This window comes from Streptomyces roseolilacinus (genome assembly GCF_014649335.1).
GTDB lineage: Bacteria > Actinomycetota > Actinomycetes > Streptomycetales > Streptomycetaceae > Streptomyces > Streptomyces roseolilacinus.
In genome coordinates this window covers 81,243-97,645 of record NZ_BMSV01000006.1, presented here as the reverse complement: position 1 = coordinate 97,645, position 16,403 = coordinate 81,243, and the positions used below count along the sequence as shown (strand labels likewise).

Here is a 16,403-nt window from a genome sequence, read left to right as displayed (position 1 = left end):
GGACGCGGCGTTGTCAGTGGTGGCTGCGAGTATCGACGGGGACGACACACCGTTGACCGACGCGTGACCGGAGGTGCACTGGTGGAGACGACGACGGCTTCGGCCGCTCCGTTCGGGGGCGTGCCCGCCCGCCCGGCGGCGGCGCCCTTCTGCGCGGCCTGCGAGGCGCCCGGCGCCCAGTGGAGCGTGCCGCTGATGATGCCGCTGTGCCCGGCCTGCACGAGGGCGGGCACGGGTTCGGCGGACCGCGATCCGGTACGGCTGGGGGACGTGCTGCCGGTGACCGAGGCGGCCCTGCGCGCGTCCGGGCGGGGGCCGGGGCGGGCCCCGTCGCCGCGCGCGGGTTCGCCCATGACGTGCCGGCACTGCGGGGGCCGGGCGCGCTGGCACCGCACGGCGGGCGACCGGTGGGTGGCGATCGAGCCGGGGGTGCGCCCGGTGGCGGTGGTGCCGCGCGGCAGGCGCTGGTACATAGCGGGGGACGGCACGGCGGTGCACCTGCACGGCGCCGCCCCGGTGGACACGTGCCGGGTGAGCCACTTCGACGTGTGTCCGGGGCGGCTGCGGGGCTGAGGCCCGGCGCCGGAGGGGGGCGGACACGCGGACGGCCCGCCTCCCCGGACCGGACCGTCCGGGGAGGCGGGCCGTCAGGCCACGCGGGGGGCGCCGGTCAGAAGGCGGCCTCGTCCAGCTCCATCAGGGAGTTGTCGACGCCTTCGGCGATCAGGCGCTCGGTGGTGACGCCCGGCAGGACGTTGGCCGCGAAGAACTTCGCCGCCGCGATCTTGCCCTGGTAGAAGGGGACGTCCTTGGCGGAGGCGCCGGCGGCCAGCTTCTCGGCGGCGACGGCGGCGCCGCGCAGCAGCAGGTAGCCGACGACGACGTCACCGGAGGCCATGAGCAGGCGGGTGGTGTTCAGGCCGACCTTGTAGATGTTCTTGACGTCCTCGCCGGTCGCGGTGAGGTCGGTGAGCATCTTGCCGACGATGCCCTCCAGGTCGACGGCCGCCTTGGCGAGCGACTCGCGGGCGCCGGCCAGGTCGTCGCCGCCGGTGCCCAGCGCGAGGAACTTCTTGATCTCCTCGGAGAGGGCGTTCAGCGAGGCGCCCTGGTCGCGGACGATCTTCCGGAAGAAGAAGTCCTGGCCCTGGATGGCCGTGGTGCCCTCGTAGAGGGTGTCGATCTTGGCGTCGCGGATGTACTGCTCGATCGGGTACTCCTGGAGGTACCCGGAGCCGCCGAAGGTCTGGAGCGACTGGGCGAGCTGCTCGTAGGACTTCTCGGAGCCGTAGCCCTTCACGATCGGCAGCAGCAGGTCGTTCAGGCCGTGCAGGGCCTTGGCGTCCTCGCCGGCCGCCTCCTTGGCCTGGATCTCGTCCTGGACCGCGGCGGTGTACATGACGAGGGCGCGCATGCCCTCCGCGTACGCCTTCTGCGTCATGAGCGAGCGGCGCACGTCGGGGTGGTGCGTGATGGTGACCTTCGGCGCGGTCTTGTCCATGAAGTTCGCCAGGTCGGGGCCCTGGACGCGCTCCTTGGCGTACTCCAGCGCGTTGAGGTAGCCCGTCGACAGGGTGGCGATGGCCTTCGTGCCGACCATCATGCGGGCGAACTCGATGATGCGGAACATCTGGCGGATGCCGTCGTGCTTGTCGCCGATCAGCCAGCCCTTGGCGGGGTGCCGGTCACCGAAGGTCATCTCGCACGTGTTGGACGCCTTGAGGCCCATCTTGTGCTCGACGTTCGTCGCGTAGACGCCGTTGCGCTCGCCCAGCTCGCCGGTCTCCCAGTCGAAGTGGTACTTCGGGACGAGGAACAGCGACAGGCCCTTGGTGCCCGGACCGGCACCCTCGGGGCGGGCGAGGACGTAGTGGAGGATGTTCTCCGACATGTCGTGCTCACCGGACGTGATGAAGCGCTTCACGCCCTCGATGTGCCACGAGCCGTCCTCCTGCTGGACCGCCTTGGTGCGGCCGGCGCCCACGTCCGAGCCCGCGTCCGGCTCGGTCAGCACCATGGTGGAGCCCCACTGGCGCTCGACCGCGATCTCGGCGATCTTCTTCTGGGCCTCGTTGCCCTCCTCGAAGAGGACGCCGGCGAAGGCCGGGCCCGAGGAGTACATCCAGACAGCCGGGTTCGAGCCGAGGATCAGCTCCGCGTAGGCCCAGATGAGCGAGCGGGGGGAGGTCGTGCCGCCGATCTCCTCCGGCAGGCCCAGCCGCCAGTACTCGGAGTCCATGAACGCCTTGTAGGACTTCTTGAACGACGCAGGGATCGGCGCGGTGTTCGTCTCCGGGTCGAAGACCGGCGGGTTGCGGTCCGCGTCGGCGAAGGACTCGGCGAACTCGTTCTCCGCGAGCCGGCACAGCTCGTCCAGGACGCTCTTGGCGGTCTCGACGTCCATCTCCTCGAACGGACCGGTGCCGTACACCTTGTCGCGGCCGAGGACCTCGAAGAGGTTGAACTCGATGTCGCGGAGATTCGACTTGTAGTGCCCCATGGCGACGGCTCCGTAAGGGATCGGGAGGCAGGTTCCTCGTGCATCTACCAGCTGGTAGCTACGATGATGCTACCCGTGGGTAATAAGGGCAACCCCTGCCGCCCGAACTGTGACGAGCTTCGCGCCTACACCCGGCGCAGGACGGCGACGAGCGCCCGCGCGGTGGCCAGGTTGCAGTTGCCCAGCGTGATGAGCGGCGGGCTGCCGTAGTCCCGTCCGAGCGACGGCAGCTTGATGTCGTGCGACCCGAGCAGGATCCGCAGCTCGTTCACGAGGCCGCGGGCCTCCTTGTCCTGCTCCAGGTCGTGGTCGATGGCCATGGGGCTCACCCTTTCCGTGCGTGGTGTGACGAACCGGTCACACGGTGCCGCGATCACCCCTACCGTCGGAAGGGGCCGGGGCACCACGGCGCGAGGTGTGAAAGGTGATCTTCGATGGCGCGAGGGCAGCGGAAGGACATCGACGGGTCGGAGAGCGTCCCGTGCTTCTACGGCAAGGAGCTGCGCTTCCAGCGCGAGCGGTCGGCGCTCACCCTGGAGCAGCTGGTCGAGGGCAGCTTCTACGGGGCGACGTACCTGAGCGAGATCGAACGCGGCCAGCGCCGCATGCCGGTGGACCTGGCCCGGCACGTGGACCGCGTCCTGAAGACGGACGGGTACTTCGAGCGGTGCTGCGAGGACGTGCGGCGGGCGAAGCAGGGCGCGCACGCGTCGTACTTCGCGCCGATCGTGGAGTCGGAGACACGTGCACGGGTGATCGAGGAGTGGGCCAACGCCCTGATCCCGGGACTGCTCCAGACCGAGGCATACGCGCGCTCGATCATGAGATGCACTCACTCGCTGGACCTTCGGGAAGAGGCCGAAGCGAAGGTGCGCGACCGATTGGCGCGGGCCCGGCTCTTCGACGACCCGAAGCGACCGGAGTACTGGGTGATCCTGCACGAGTCTCTGGTGCGTCACCCGTTGGTACCCCCGGCCGAGATGGTGGAACAGCTGGAGCACATCGCGGCCTTGGCTAGGCGCCAACGGATCGTTCCGCAGGTCCTCCAGTGGAACGCCGCGACGCAGCCTTACATGGAGCTACCGCTCATGTCCCTCGACTTCGATGACGAGCCTCCGCTCGTCTATACGGAAGGCCCCTATCACGGGCAGATCCTGGACGATCCGGCCCTCGTGAAGCTCTATCGCAGGGCATACGATCGCCTCAGGGCCGCCGCTCTGCCGCCAGAGGCGTCCCTCGCCTGGATCGAGGAAGCGGCTGAGGACTACCGAAATGGCAAGCGCGCCCATTGACTTGAGCGCCGCCGCTTGGCGGAGCAGCAGTTACAGCAACGGAGATGGCGGCAACTGCCTCGAAGTCGCCGACGACTTCCCCGGCCTCGTCCCCGTCCGGGACTCCAAGGTGCCGGACGGGGGCGTGGTCGTGGTGTCCGCGCGTGCCTGGGTGCCGTTCGTCGAGGCGCTGAAGGGCTGAGCCCTACGCCGCCTCCGCCTTGCGGGTCGCGTCCTCCAGCCAGTTCAGGTACCACTCGGCGAAGGTGACGCCCATCGGTTCCAGGTCGGCGTCGTCGCAGCGCGGGTCATCCCACATGGCGCCGCGCTCGGGGCCGGAGACGACGAGCCACTGCCGTTGCGCGCAGCCCGTGGTGGAGAGGCACACGGCGCCCACCGTGATCTCGTCCGTCCACAGGACGCCCTCCATGCGCTCCTCCCACGCGTCGTTCGCCGCCTCGAACGCGTCCTCGTCGTCGTACTCCTCCTCGTCCGGCTGGTCGTCCAGCAGGGCGTCGAGGACGGCGGGGTCCACCCGGTCCACCGGGAACGGCTCGGCGAGGCGCGTCGGCAGCGTCATGTCCGCGCCGTCGCCGTGCCACGCCCACGCGCCGTCCGGGCCCCGGCGCACCGGGTACACCCCGTACGCCGGGCCCGCGCCGCCCGCGCCCACGTGCAGCAGGAAGTCCCGGTACTCCTCCGGGAGCCGCACCCCGCAGTACCGCTCCAGGTCCGCCAGCTCCGCCTCGGTCAGCGGGTCCTCCAGCGGGCGGTCGCCGTGCGGGAAGCCGAACACCGCCGCCGCTCCCGGTGACTTCGCCAGCGCGAGGACCCGCTCGCGTACCCCTGCCCAGATGTGTGCGCTCATGCGGGTGAGGTTAGAGCGTGCCGCTGACAGACTGAGCCGATGCGGAAGTGGCTGGTGGTGGGGGCGGGGCTGAACCTGGTGCTCGGGGTGCCCGGGCTCGTGCCGGTGTGGATGGTCTGGTACCTGTTGTCGAACTGGCCGCTGGCGGAACTGGGTTGGACGCAGGGGGAGCCGACCGAGAACGACGGCGTGTGGCCGTGGTTCGTGGTGTTCGGGCCCTTCGTGCTGTTGTTCGCGCTGGTCTGGTGGTTCGCGAACCGGTCCGTGCGGCGGCGGGACGGGGGGAGCGGCGCGCTGTACTGGTCGGTGGCCGTGGCGGCGGTCTTCACGCCCACGGCGGCGCTGGTCGTGGCGGGCGCCCTGTAGTCCGCGGAGGCGTCCGCGTACCGCCGGGCACCCGTCACGGGCGCGGCCCGCACTCAGTACCCTTGCGTGCATGTACGGCTACGAGCAGAACCCGGGCGCCCAGCAGCAGTACGCCCCGCCCCAGCAGGGGTACGGGCAGCAGCCGCCGCTGTACCCGGAGCCGTCCCCGCCGTCCCTCGCCGACGCCGTGCGCGCGTTCACCACGGGCTCGCTGGCCGCCGAGGACTTCCAGCAGATCTTCGCCACGTCGAAGGTGTACTGCCCGCGCGGCGACAACCCGGGCTTCCTGGCGCTGCACAACACGCAGCAGCCGGTCATCCCGATGTTCACGTCGCTGAAGCAGCTGCGCCGGTACGCCGGCAAGGAGTCCAAGTACTTCGTGATCACCGGCGCCGAGGTGCTGGACCTCCTCCCGACCGGGTACGGCTTCGTCCTCGACATGGAGGGCGACCACCGGATCGTGTTCGACGCGAAGGCCGTCGAGGAGATGGTCGACTTCGCGATGCGCCGCATGTACGGGTAGGACGCCCCCTCCCCCTCCGGTCGGCGGGGGTCGTGATCCCCCTCAGGGTGGACGGAGCGTGCTCCTGCGGCTGCCTAGTGTTCCCCTGTGGAGCACCCGAGCGCATTCCTGACGGCGCAGGAGACCGACCCGGCGGTCGGCCGGTACGCCGTCGCCGGACCGGACGGCGGTGGGGCCGTCGCGCCCGCCGAACGGAAGCGGGGCCCGCGCGACCGGTGCGTCGTCCGGGCCCAGGGCCCCGGGCCCGACCGGCCGCCGGCCCTCCGCACGGCCGCCGGGCCCGACGCCCCGCAGAGCCGCTGACCCGCCCGCCGCCGGGCGGCCCGGCGGCGGGCGGGTACCCGAACCCGTCTTCCCGATCGAGGAGCGATCACATGCTGGTGCTCGAATTCGCCCTGCACGCCCTGATGGACCTGGTGCCGTGGCTGGGCGGCAAGGCGCTGGACCGGGCCCGGTCGGCGCGCCGGGCCGCCGCCCTCCGGCGGGGCGAGGCGGTCACGCTGCGCTGCCGCTACCGCGTACCGGCCCACGGGCCGGCGACGCACCCCGGGCGGCTCACCGTGAGCCGGACCGGCGTCACCCTGGACGCGCCCGGCGCGCGGGGCGTGACGCTGTCGGGCCCGGTCGGCGGGGTGAGCGGCGGCGGGCGCGGCGGGACGGTCCTCACCTGCACGGCGACCTCGGCGGACGGGGCCGGGGAGAAGGCCGAGCTGTCCCTGCTCACCTGGGACGAGGAGACGGTGCGCGCCGTCCGGGAGGCCCTCTCCGCGTCCCGCTGACGCGCGCCGGCCCGGGAATGGGGGAAGCCGGAGCGGTGTTCCGGTAGCAGGAAGTTCAAGCTTCAACTAAAGTGGGCGTACGCCGCCCCGCCGACAACCGGAGGTCCGCAATGCCTGCCGTCACCGTCGAGAACCCGCTCACCCTGCCCCGTGTCGCCGCTCCCACCGGAGCCCAGGCCCGCAAGGTCCTCACCGTGGTCACGTACCTGATCGACGGCACCTTCGTCCACCAGGACTCCAACGGCGGTGGCGGCACCATCACCAACGGCGACACCCAGTGGATGACCGCCGGGTCGGGGCTCCTGCACATCGAGGCGCCCCCGGAGTCGCTCGTCGCCTCCGGCGGCCTCTTCCACGGCCTCCAGCTGTGGGTGAACCTCCCCGCCAAGGACAAGATGAAGGACCCCCGCTACCAGGACATCCGCGGCGGCTCCGTCAAGCTCCTCACCTCCCCCGACGGCGGCGCGCTCCTGCGCGTCATCGCCGGCGAGCTGGACGGGCACGAGGGCCCGGGCATCACCCACACGCCCATCACCATGGTCCACGCCACGCTGCGCCCCGGCTCCGAGGTCACGCTGCCCTGGCGCGCCGACTTCAACGGCCTCGCGTACGTCCTCGCCGGGCGCGGCACGGTCGGCACCGAGCGGCGGCCCGTCCACGCCGGCCAGACCGCCGTCTTCGGCGACGGCGGATCGGTCACCGTGCGGGCCGACGAGAAGCAGGACGGCAACACGCCCGACCTGGAGGTCGTGCTCCTCGGCGGGCGGCCCATCCGGGAGCCCATGGCGCACTACGGACCGTTCGTCATGAACACCCGCGACGAACTGCTCCAGGCGTTCGAGGACTTCCAGGCCGGCCGCCTCGGCCGCGTCCCCGCCGTCCACGGCATGGGCGAGGGCCGGCCCCTCTGACCCCGGCCTGACGGAGCGTCACCCACGCGGGTCCCGCCGACGTGCGGGGCCCGCGCGCGCGTGGTGCGCTGGGGGCGTGCCGCCGCCCCTGCTGCCCGAACCCGTCCGCCGCCTCGCCGCCTGGTGCGCCGTCGTCCTCCTCGTCACGGGCGCCGCGGCCGTCGCCGTCTGGCTGTGCTTCACCTTCCGGACCGCCGTCACCCCGGTGCTCCTCGCCCTCCTCGGCACCGCCCTGCTCGGCCCCCTCCACCGCCGGCTCGTCGCGATGCACGTCAACCGCTCCCTCGCCGCCGCACTGACCTGCGCCGCCGTCGTCGCCGTCTTCGGTGGCGCCGCCTACGTCGTCGGCGCCGCGCTCGTCGACACCGGCGACCAGATCGTCGTCTCCCTGCGCCGCGCCGCACAGGACCTGACCGGCCCCCTCGGCGCCGCCGGCACCTCCCTCGACGACATCGCCGCCAACGCCCGGAACCTCCTCGGCCGGTTCGGCTCGACCGCCGCGTCCGGCCTGGTCAGCGGACTCAGCGTCGTCGGCGAGGTGATCGCCATGGCGCTCCTCGCCCTGTTCCTCGTCTTCTTCTTCCTGCGGGACTCCGGCCGCGCGGTCGGCGCGCTGCGCTCGCTCGCGCCCGCGTCCACCGGGGACATGGTGGAGGCCATGGCGCGGCGCGCGTTCGAGGCCGTCGAGGGGTTCATGCGCGGCACCACCCTGATCGCGCTGATCGACGCCGCGTTCATCACCACCGGACTGCTCGTGCTGCGCGTCCCGGGCGCGGTGGGGCTGGGGGCGCTCGTCTTCGTCGGCGCCTACATCCCCTACCTCGGCGCGTTCCTCTCCGGGGCCGTCGCCGTGCTCGTCGCCTTCGCCGACCGGGGCCTGGTCATCGCCCTGTGGGTGCTCGGGGTCGTCCTCGCCGTGCAGGTGCTGGAGGGCAACGTCCTCCAGCCGCTGATCCAGAGCCGCACCGTCCAGATGCACCCGGCCGTCGTCATGGTCACCCTCACTGCGGGCGCGTCCGTCGCCGGCGTCCTCGGCATGCTGCTCGCCGTGCCCCTGACCGCCGCCGCGTTCGGCGTGCTCGGCGAGGTACGGCGGCACTACGGTCACCCGGCGGCCGGCGTCCCGCCCTCGTAGAGCTCGAACCAGATGGACTTGCCCTCGCCCCGAGGGTCCACGCCCCACGCGTGCGCCAGCATCTCCATCAGCACCAGCCCGCGCCCCGACGAGGCCATCTCGCCGGGCCGGCGGCGGTGCGGCAGCTCGTCGCTCGCGTCCGCGACCTCCACCCGCAGCCGCCTCCCGCCGTGCTCCCCGCGCGCCTCCGCCACCAGCAGCGCGTCCCCGTCCGTGTGGACCAGCACGTTTGTGATCATCTCCGACACCATCAGCACCGCCGAGTCGCGCTGGTCCTCGTCCGCCCAGTCGTGCAGCAGCTCCCGCATCTGCCGCCGCGCCCCCGCGATCCGCTCCGGCTCCGCCTGCGCGATCGTCAGCACCACGCGCCGCGGCGGGGCCGCCCGCCCGGCCGGCTCACCCGCGCGGGACAGCAGGAGCACCGCGATGTCGTCCTCGCGGCGGTCCGCGAGCGGGCCCGTCGTGTGGTGCGAACCCGGCCCGTGCACCGCCTGCACCAGCGAGTCCGCGAGGACCTCCAGCGACTCGCGGTGCGGGTCGTACTCCTCCAGCAGCTTGCGGACCCGCAGCCAGCCCGTCTCCATGTCGTGCCCGCCGGTCTCCAGCAGGCCGTCCGTGCAGACCATCAGCGTCTCGCCCGGCTCCAGCGTCATCCGGGTCGTCGGGTAGTCCGTGTCCGGGACGATCCCCAGCGGCAGCCCGCCGTCCGTCGGCCGCAGCAGCACCGTGCCGTCCGCCATCAGCACCGCCGGGTCCGGGTGCCCGGCGCGGGCGATGTCCAGCGTGCCCGTCGCCGGGTCGACCTCCAGGTACAGGCAGGTCGCGAACCGCGCCCCGTCGGCGTCGGAGCCGCCACCGCCGCCCTCGGTGATCCCGTACAGGAACCGCGACGCCCGCGACAGCACCGCGTCCGGCCGGTGCCCCTCCGAGGCGTACGCGCGCAGGGCGATCCGCAGCTGGCCCATCAGCCCCGCCGCCCGCACGTCGTGCCCCTGCACGTCGCCGATCACGAACGCGGCCCGCCCGCCGGGCAGCTGGATCATGTCGTACCAGTCGCCGCCCACCTGGAGCCCGCCGCCCGTCGGCACGTACCGCGCGGCCACCTCCATGCCGGGGATCGCCGGGCCCAGCACCGGCAGCATCGTCCGCTGCAGGCCCAGCGACAGCTCCCGCTCCGACTCCGCGAGCCCCGCCCGGGCCAGCGCCTGCGCCAGCATCCGCGCCACCGTGGTCAGCACCGACCGCTCGTCCGGGGAGAACCCGACCCGGTGGGTGAAGGCCGCCAGCCACGCGCCCATCGTCCGGCCCGCGACGACCAGCGGCAGGAACGCCCACGACTCCCGGCCGAACCGCCGCGCCAGCGGCCACGTCGCCGGGAACCGCTTGCGGTACTCCTCCGGCGTCGACAGGTAGATCGCCCGCCCGGTGCGGACGACCTCCGCCGCCGGGTAGTCCGTGTCCAGCGGCATGTCCGCGAACGGGTCCTCGTCACCGGGGCGGTACCCGTGCTGGCCCATGATCGTCAACCGGTCGCCCGCGACCCCGAACACCGCGAGCCCGTCCGGCGAGAACCCGGGCATCGACAGCGACGCCGCGACCCGCAGTACCTCCGCCGTCGACCGCGCCTCCGCCAGCGCCCGGCCCGCGTCCAGCAGGAACGCCTCCCGTGACCGCCGCCAGTCGCCCGTCACCGGCGACCGCGCGGCCCTCCCCGGGTCCGGCTCCGCGACCTCCTGCAGGGTGCCGACCAGATGGAGGCCCGAGTCGTCGACCGTCGGCTTCGCCCGCGACCGCACGGTGCGGATCACCCGGCCGCCCTCGTCCATCACCCGCAGGCGCGACTCGGCGAGGGTGCCCTCCGCGAGCGCCAGGTTGACCACGCCGTCGATCTCGTTCCAGTCGACCGGGTGGAAACGGGAGCGCACGGCGCCCTCCGTCAGCTCCGTGGGCTCGGCGGGCAACCCGAGCAACCGGGCCGCCTCGGCGTCGAGCTCGACGATTCCGGTCGCGTTGTCCCAACGCCACAGACCGGTCAGGATCGCGGCCAGGACGTCCTCGGTGCGCATTGCCCCACTTTATGGAGCCGGGCCGAAGCGACGCCACTGTGCGAAGGCCCGGAACCGGTCGCCCGGTACCCTGGTCTGTGTTTCACGTGAAACACAGACCCCGATCCGCGAAGACTGGATGAACCACGATGCATCGGTACAGGTCCCACACCTGCGGCGAGCTCCGCGCTTCTGACGTCGGCACCGACGTCCGGCTGAGCGGCTGGCTGCACAATCGGCGCGACCTGGGCGGCATCCTCTTCATCGATCTGCGCGACCACTACGGGATCACGCAGCTCGTCGCCCGTCCCGGCACCGCCGCGTACGAGGCCCTCGACAAGCAGACCAAGGAGTCCGTCGTCCGCGTGGACGGCAAGGTCGTCTCGCGCGGCGCCGAGAACGTCAACGCGGACCTGCCGACCGGCGAGGTCGAGGTCGAGGTCTCCGCGGTCGAGGTGCTGGGCGCCGCCGGGCCGCTGCCGTTCACCATCAACACGGACGACGGCGTCAACGAGGAGCGCCGCCTGGAGTACCGCTTCCTCGACCTGCGCCGCGAGCGCATGCACCGCAACATCATGCTGCGCACGGCCGTGATCTCCGCGATCCGGCAGAAGATGGTCGCCCTCGGCTTCAACGAGATGGCCACGCCGATCCTCACCGCGACCTCCCCCGAGGGCGCCCGCGACTTCGTCGTGCCCTCCCGCCTCAACCCGGGCAAGTTCTACGCGCTGCCGCAGGCGCCGCAGCAGTTCAAGCAGCTGCTGATGGTCTCCGGCTTCGACCGCTACTTCCAGATCGCGCCCTGCTTCCGCGACGAGGACGCCCGCGCCGACCGCTCGCCGGGCGAGTTCTACCAGCTCGACGTGGAGATGTCCTTCGTCGAGCAGGAGGACGTCTTCCAGCCGATCGAGAAGCTCATGACCGAGCTGTTCGAGGAGTTCGGCGGCGGCCGCCACGTCACGTCGCCGTTCCCGCGGATCCCGTTCCGCGAGGCGATGCTGAAGTACGGCTCCGACAAGCCGGACCTGCGCGCCCGGCTGGAGCTCGTCGACCTCACGGACGTCTTCGCGGACTCCGGGTTCAAGGCGTTCGCCGGCAAGCACGTCCGCGCCCTGCCGGTCCCGGCCGTGCAGGACCAGCCGCGCAAGTTCTTCGACTCGATGGGCGACTTCGCCGTCGAGCACGGCGCGAAGGGCCTCGCCTGGATCCGCGTCGGCGAGGACATGGCGCTCAGCGGCCCGATCGCGAAGTTCCTCACCGAGGACGACGTCAAGACGCTCGTCGACCGCCTCGGCCTGAAGCCCGGCCACGCCGTGTTCTTCGGCGCCGGCGACTTCGACGAGGTCTCCAAGATCATGGGCGCCGTGCGCGTCGAGGCCGCCAAGCGCGCCGGCCACTTCGAGGAGAACGTCTTCCGCTTCTGCTGGATCGTCGACTTCCCGATGTACGAGAAGGACGAGGAGACCGGGAAGATCGACTTCTCGCACAACCCCTTCTCGATGCCGCAGGGCGGCATGAAGGACCTGGAGGAGAAGGACCCGCTCGACATCCTCGCCTGGCAGTACGACATCGTCTGCAACGGCGTCGAGCTGTCCTCCGGCGCGATCCGGAACCACGAGCCGGAGATCATGATCAAGGCGTTCGAGATCGCCGGGTACGACCGGGAGACCGTCGAGCAGGAGTTCGCGGGCATGCTCCGCGCGTTCCGCTTCGGCGCCCCTCCGCACGGCGGCATCGCCCCGGGCGTCGACCGCATCGTCATGCTGCTGGCCGACGAGCCGAACATCCGCGAGACCATCGCGTTCCCGCTCAACGGCAACGCCCAGGACCTGATGATGGGCGCCCCGACGGAGCTGGACGAGACGCGCCTGCGGGAGCTGAACATCGCGCTGCGCAAGCCGGTGTCCGACAAGTAGGCACGGCCCAGGCCGGCGAAGGCCCCGGGACCCCACGGTCCCGGGGCCTTTCCCGTACCCGCCGCGGGGTTGTCCGCCGCGGGGCGGGGTCGCCCGTGGGCCGGGGCCGCCGGGCGCGGGGCGGGACGACCCGGGCCAGGCGGGATGTCGGGCCGGGACAGGCGGGTGCCGGGCCGGGACAGGTGTCGGCCGGGGCGACCGGGGCAGGCGTCGGCCGGGTGGGGGCGTGCGTACGGGGGCGTCCTGCGGGTGGGGGCGTTCCGGGTGGGGCTCGCCGTGGGACCTGTGAAGGGGGAGACCCCCCGGACCCCCGAAGCCGCCCCGTCGAAAGGCCCGACATGCCCGTCCTGCGACGCTCCCGCCGCCTCCTCGCCGCGACGCTGCTGTTCGCGTTCCTGCCGCTGACCGCCTGCGCCGCCGGCGGGTCCGGCGGCGACCGCGACCGGGCGTCGGCCGGCGCGGCGGCCGCCCGGAGCCGAGCGGGCCACGCCGCCCCGCCCGCCGCGCCCGGGCCGCCCGCCGCGCCCGCCGAGATCCCCGGCCTCGGCCCCGCCACCCGCGCCGCGGTCCCGGACGACAGCCGCCAGGCCGTCGTCGTCCAGGGCCACGGCCGGGACGTGAACACCGGCACGGTCACCCTGTACGAACGCCGCCCCGGCACCGGCTGGACCGCCGCGTCCCAGCCGTGGCCCGTGCACAACGGCGTGCGGGGCTGGACCGACCACCACGTCCAGGGCGACCTGCGCTCCCCGATCGGCGTCTTCGGCCTCACCGACGCGGGCGGCCTCCTCCCGGACCCGGGCGCGAAGCTCCCCTACGACCAGGACACCGGCTTCACCGCCACCGGCAGCGGCTCCCTGGGCGAACCGCTGGAGGGGTCGTTCGACTACGTCGTCGCCATCAACTACAACCGCGTCCCCGGCACGACGCCCCTGGACTGGACCCGCCCGCTCGGCGAGGAGCGCGGCGGCGGCATCTGGATCCACGTCGACCACGACGGGCCCACCCAGGGCTGCGTGTCGCTGACCCGCGCCCACATGCGGGAGCTGCTGAGGTGGCTGGACCCGGCGCACCGGCCGGTGGTGGTGATGGGCGACGTGCGGAGCCTGGGCCGCTGATCAGGACACCGGCGCCCGGCCCGGTTCGCCGACCGGGCCACCGGACCCGGCACCCCCGCCGGCCGCCGCCCGCCCCGGGACCCGGTCCGCGACCCGCTCCTGGTCCCGGTCGGCGGCGGCACGCCCCCACGCCGTACCGCACAGGACCAGCGCGACGCCCACGAGCCCCGGCCACCCCGGCCGGTCGCCCGCCAGCACGATGCCCAGCACGGCCGCCCACACCGGCTCCGTACCGAGCAGGAGGCTCACCCGCGACGGGGAGGTGCGCCGTACGGCCCACATCTGGACGAAGAACGCGAACAGCGTGCAGAACACCGACAGGTACAGCAGACCCAGCCACTCGCCCGCCCCGAAGCCGGAGGCCACCGCCCACGGCGTACCGTCCCCGCCGGCCCCCGCCGCCGCCAGCGCCGCGAACACCAGGACCGCCCCGCCCAGCTGGACGGTCGTCAGCGACAGGGAGTCCGCGCCCCGCACCGACTCCATCCGCGCCATCGCCAGCACGTGCACCGTGCGGGCCACGGCGGCGGCCAGCATCAGCAGGTCCCCGCCGGACGGGGCGCTGAAGCCGGTGCCCTGCGTCAGCAGCACCACCCCCAGCACCGACATCCCGGCCGCCGCCGTGAACGCCCCGGACAGCCGGGTCCGGCGCAGCCGGCTCTCCGCGACCGGGGTGAGGATCATGGTGAGGCTGATGATCAGCCCGGCGTTGGTCGCGGAGGTGTGGACCAGGCCGTACGTCTCCAGGAGGAAGATCCCCGCGAGGATCGCCCCCAGGACCCCGGCGCCCCGCACCTGCGCCCGGTTCATCGCCCGCAGCCTCCGCCACCCGGCGACGACCAGCACGGGCACCACGACCGCGAACCGCAGCACCAGCACGGCGACCACGGTCCCGGTGGTGGTGATCCCCTTGGCGGCCAGGTAACTGGACCCCCACACCACGGCGACCAGCAGTACGGGCAGATCGGTCAGCCAGGCCCGGCGGGCGACGGCAGCGGGCACGGGGGCTCCTCGGCGGCGGTACGGGCGCGCGGGCGCGCGGGGATCGGACCGGGACCTCGTCGTCACCGGGCAGGCACCGGACGGCCACGCCCGGACAGTACCGGGCGGACCCACCCCGGCCGGGAGCGGGCGGGGCCCGTCCGGACCGGCGCCGGGTGGTCCGCCGGGCGGTCACACGCGGGGCGGCCGGGGCCGGAGGGCCGCCGGACGCACGGGACCGCCGCCCCACGGCGGGGCGGCGGTCCTCGCGGGGTGCCGTCAGGCGTCCTTCTTGGGCTCCTCCAGGCGCGGGAACAGGACCGCGCCCTTCGTCACCGTCACGCCGGGCGTGAGCTGGCCCCACCGGCCGGCCTCGGTGAGCGGCTGGTCGGCGAGGGCGCCCAGGGCGGGCTCCGCGCCGAGGGAGTCCCACAGCTTCCGGGACGTCTCCGGCATGATCGGGTTCAGCAGGACTGCCACCGCGCGGAGCGACTCGGCCGCCGTGTACAGGATCGTCGCCAGGCGCGCGCGGCCCTCGTCCGAGGTGTCCTTCGCGACCTTCCAGGGCTCCTGCTCCGTGATGTAGCCGTTGACCTGCTTCACGAAGTCGAAGACCGCCAGGATGCCGCCCTGGAAGTCCAGCTCCTCGCCGATCTTCCGGTCGGCCTCCGCGACCGCCTCCGCCAGGCCGTCCCGGACCGCCTGCTCGGCGTCGCCGGCGGCCGTGGCCTCCGGCAGGGCGCCGTCGAAGTACTTGCCGACCATCGCCGCGACGCGCGAGGCGAGGTTGCCGTAGTCGTTGGCCAGCTCGGAGGTGTAGCGGGCGGTGAAGTCCTCCCACGAGAACGAGCCGTCGCTGCCGAACGCGATCGCCCGCAGGAAGTACCAGCGGTAGGCGTCCACGCCGAAGTGCGAGGTCAGGTCCTGCGGCTTGATGCCGGTCAGGTTCGACTTCGACATCTTCTCGCCGCCGACCATCAGCCAGCCGTTCGCGGCGACCTTCCCCGGCAGGGGCAGGCCCTGCGCCATCAGCATCGCGGGCCAGATCACCGCGTGGAAGCGCAGGATGTCCTTGCCGACCAGGTGCACGTTCGCGGGGAACGTCGACTCGAACTTGGCCTGGTCGGAGCCGTAGCCGACGGCCGTCGCGTAGTTCAGGAGGGCGTCGACCCACACGTAGATGACGTGCTTGTCGTCCCACGGGATCGGGATGCCCCAGTCGAACGTGGAACGGGAGATCGACAGGTCCTGGAGGCCCTGCTTGACGAAGTTCACGACCTCGTTGCGGGCCGACTCGGGCTGGATGAAGCCCGGGTTCGCCTCGTAGAACTCCAGGAGCTTCGGGCCGTACGCGGAGAGCTTGAAGAAGTAGTTCTCCTCCTTGAGGATCTCCACCGGCCTCTTGTGGACCGGGCAGAGCTTCGCGCCCTGCTCGTCCTCGATCAGGTCGCCGGGGAGCTTGTACTCCTCGCAGCCCACGCAGTACGGGCCCTCGTAGCCGCCCTTGTAGACCTCGCCCTTGTCGTACAGGTCCTGCACGAACTCCTGGACGCGGTCCGTGTGCCGCTTCTCCGTGGTGCGGATGAAGTCGTCGTTGGCGATGTCCAGGTGCTCCCAGAGGGGCTTCCACGCCTCCTCGACGAGCTTGTCGCACCACTCCTGCGGGGTGACCCCGTTCGCGTCGGCCGTGCGCATGATCTTCTGACCGTGCTCGTCCGTGCCGGTGAGGTACCACACCTTCTCGCCGCGCTGACGGTGCCAGCGCGTGAGCACGTCGCCTGCGACGGTCGTGTAGGCGTGGCCCAGGTGAGGAGCGTCGTTGACGTAGTAGATGGGGGTCGATACGTAGAAGGCCTTCACGCCTTCGTCCCCCTGCTTCTCGGATCCAGTGGCCGCCATGGTCGAAATCCTATCGGTCGGGCGAAGCGGTCCTCACCTCCGTTCACCGCCGCTCACCGCCCTGACCACGCCGGAGCCGGGGGCCGCCCGG

The 16,403-nt window shown here is 72.6% G+C and carries 17 protein-coding genes; 11 read left to right on the top strand and 6 right to left on the bottom strand.

Annotated elements, in window-relative coordinates; all coding sequences use genetic code 11:
* Positions 1-63 precede the first annotated feature (63 nt).
* The gene (locus IE106_RS15665; RefSeq protein WP_229840483.1) at positions 64-573 is read left to right on the top strand and encodes a DUF6083 domain-containing protein; all 510 of its coding nucleotides are present in this window, start codon (positions 64-66) and stop codon (positions 571-573) included.
* 97 nt (positions 574-670) lie between these two features.
* Here IE106_RS15665 and IE106_RS15660 read toward each other — a convergent pair whose 3' ends face one another.
* Together IE106_RS15660 and IE106_RS15655 are read right to left on the bottom strand one after the other, a co-directional pair.
* Positions 671-2,500, bottom strand: coding sequence for an acyl-CoA dehydrogenase (locus IE106_RS15660; protein ID WP_189534327.1), 1,830 nt, complete (start codon positions 2,498-2,500; stop codon positions 671-673).
* Between the two features lie 125 nt (positions 2,501-2,625).
* A complete protein-coding gene (locus IE106_RS15655; protein WP_189534326.1) occupies positions 2,626-2,820 on the bottom strand; it encodes a hypothetical protein in 195 nt (64 codons plus the stop codon).
* A gap of 114 nt (positions 2,821-2,934) precedes the next feature.
* On the opposite strand from IE106_RS15655, the gene IE106_RS15650 reads away from it, so the two are divergent.
* Both IE106_RS15650 and IE106_RS15645 read left to right on the top strand, forming a co-directional pair.
* Entirely contained in the window at positions 2,935-3,792 is an 858-nt protein-coding gene (locus IE106_RS15650) for a helix-turn-helix domain-containing protein (RefSeq protein ID WP_189534324.1), read from the top strand.
* A gap of 1 nt (position 3,793) precedes the next feature.
* The gene (locus IE106_RS15645) at positions 3,794-3,973 is read left to right on the top strand and encodes a DUF397 domain-containing protein (protein WP_373295946.1); all 180 of its coding nucleotides are present in this window, start codon (positions 3,794-3,796) and stop codon (positions 3,971-3,973) included.
* A gap of 3 nt (positions 3,974-3,976) precedes the next feature.
* On the opposite strand, the gene IE106_RS15640 is transcribed toward IE106_RS15645, so the two are convergent.
* Positions 3,977-4,639 (bottom strand): SMI1/KNR4 family protein, encoded by a 663-nt coding sequence (locus tag IE106_RS15640; protein WP_189534319.1) that lies wholly within the window; start codon positions 4,637-4,639, stop codon positions 3,977-3,979.
* A 39-nt stretch (positions 4,640-4,678) separates the two neighbouring features.
* Between IE106_RS15640 and IE106_RS15635 the strand changes: the two genes are divergently transcribed.
* The 6 genes from IE106_RS15635 to IE106_RS15610 all read left to right on the top strand — a co-directional run bounded on the left by IE106_RS15635 (position 4,679) and on the right by IE106_RS15610 (position 8,353).
* A complete protein-coding gene (locus IE106_RS15635) occupies positions 4,679-5,005 on the top strand; it encodes a hypothetical protein (protein WP_189534317.1) in 327 nt (108 codons plus the stop codon).
* 70 nt (positions 5,006-5,075) lie between these two features.
* Positions 5,076-5,528, top strand: coding sequence for an SseB family protein (locus tag IE106_RS15630; protein WP_189534315.1), 453 nt, complete (start codon positions 5,076-5,078; stop codon positions 5,526-5,528).
* Positions 5,529-5,615: 87 nt separating this feature from the next.
* On the top strand, positions 5,616-5,831 hold the full coding sequence (locus IE106_RS15625) for a hypothetical protein (protein ID WP_189534313.1): 216 nt from the start codon (positions 5,616-5,618) through the stop codon (positions 5,829-5,831).
* A gap of 71 nt (positions 5,832-5,902) precedes the next feature.
* A complete protein-coding gene (locus tag IE106_RS15620) occupies positions 5,903-6,307 on the top strand; it encodes a hypothetical protein (RefSeq protein ID WP_189534311.1) in 405 nt (134 codons plus the stop codon).
* Between the two features lie 110 nt (positions 6,308-6,417).
* Positions 6,418-7,218, top strand: coding sequence for a pirin family protein (locus tag IE106_RS15615; protein ID WP_189534309.1), 801 nt, complete (start codon positions 6,418-6,420; stop codon positions 7,216-7,218).
* 76 nt (positions 7,219-7,294) lie between these two features.
* Positions 7,295-8,353 carry an AI-2E family transporter gene (locus tag IE106_RS15610; protein ID WP_189534307.1) on the top strand — a complete coding sequence of 353 codons (1,059 nt, stop codon included), beginning with the start codon at positions 7,295-7,297 and terminating at the stop codon, positions 8,351-8,353.
* Here IE106_RS15610 and IE106_RS15605 read toward each other — a convergent pair.
* Positions 8,323-10,419, bottom strand: a complete 2,097-nt coding sequence (locus IE106_RS15605) for a SpoIIE family protein phosphatase (protein WP_189534305.1) — start codon at positions 10,417-10,419, stop codon at positions 8,323-8,325. The two genes, IE106_RS15610 and IE106_RS15605, sit on opposite strands and share 31 nt — an antisense overlap.
* Positions 10,420-10,547: 128 nt before the next feature.
* Here IE106_RS15605 and aspS point away from each other — a divergent pair, with 128 nt between their 5' ends.
* Together aspS and IE106_RS15595 are read left to right on the top strand one after the other, a co-directional pair.
* Positions 10,548-12,314, top strand: coding sequence for an aspartate--tRNA ligase (aspS, locus tag IE106_RS15600; protein WP_189534303.1), 1,767 nt, complete (start codon positions 10,548-10,550; stop codon positions 12,312-12,314).
* A gap of 338 nt (positions 12,315-12,652) precedes the next feature.
* Positions 12,653-13,432, top strand: a complete 780-nt coding sequence (locus IE106_RS15595) for a L,D-transpeptidase family protein (RefSeq protein ID WP_189534301.1) — start codon at positions 12,653-12,655, stop codon at positions 13,430-13,432.
* On the opposite strand, the gene IE106_RS15590 is transcribed toward IE106_RS15595, so the two are convergent.
* Both IE106_RS15590 and metG read right to left on the bottom strand, forming a co-directional pair.
* The gene (locus IE106_RS15590; RefSeq protein ID WP_229840481.1) at positions 13,433-14,434 is read right to left on the bottom strand and encodes a DMT family transporter; all 1,002 of its coding nucleotides are present in this window, start codon (positions 14,432-14,434) and stop codon (positions 13,433-13,435) included. It lies immediately after the preceding gene.
* A gap of 258 nt (positions 14,435-14,692) precedes the next feature.
* Positions 14,693-16,312, bottom strand: a complete 1,620-nt coding sequence (gene metG, locus IE106_RS15585; protein ID WP_189534298.1) for a methionine--tRNA ligase — start codon at positions 16,310-16,312, stop codon at positions 14,693-14,695.
* Positions 16,313-16,403 lie beyond the last annotated feature (91 nt).

Coding starts and splice junctions, on each gene's coding strand:
- IE106_RS15660 (WP_189534327.1), bottom strand. CDS start 2,500: ATGGGGCACTACAAGTCGAATCTCCGCGACATCGAGTTCAACCTCTTC.
- IE106_RS15655 (WP_189534326.1), bottom strand. CDS start 2,820: ATGGCCATCGACCACGACCTGGAGCAGGACAAGGAGGCCCGCGGCCTC.
- IE106_RS15650 (WP_189534324.1), top strand. CDS start 2,935: ATGGCGCGAGGGCAGCGGAAGGACATCGACGGGTCGGAGAGCGTCCCG.
- IE106_RS15640 (WP_189534319.1), bottom strand. CDS start 4,639: ATGAGCGCACACATCTGGGCAGGGGTACGCGAGCGGGTCCTCGCGCTG.
- IE106_RS15635 (WP_189534317.1), top strand. CDS start 4,679: ATGCGGAAGTGGCTGGTGGTGGGGGCGGGGCTGAACCTGGTGCTCGGG.
- IE106_RS15630 (WP_189534315.1), top strand. CDS start 5,076: ATGTACGGCTACGAGCAGAACCCGGGCGCCCAGCAGCAGTACGCCCCG.
- IE106_RS15620 (WP_189534311.1), top strand. CDS start 5,903: ATGCTGGTGCTCGAATTCGCCCTGCACGCCCTGATGGACCTGGTGCCG.
- IE106_RS15615 (WP_189534309.1), top strand. CDS start 6,418: ATGCCTGCCGTCACCGTCGAGAACCCGCTCACCCTGCCCCGTGTCGCC.
- IE106_RS15605 (WP_189534305.1), bottom strand. CDS start 10,419: ATGCGCACCGAGGACGTCCTGGCCGCGATCCTGACCGGTCTGTGGCGT.
- aspS (WP_189534303.1), top strand. CDS start 10,548: ATGCATCGGTACAGGTCCCACACCTGCGGCGAGCTCCGCGCTTCTGAC.
- IE106_RS15595 (WP_189534301.1), top strand. CDS start 12,653: ATGCCCGTCCTGCGACGCTCCCGCCGCCTCCTCGCCGCGACGCTGCTG.
- metG (WP_189534298.1), bottom strand. CDS start 16,312: ATGGCGGCCACTGGATCCGAGAAGCAGGGGGACGAAGGCGTGAAGGCC.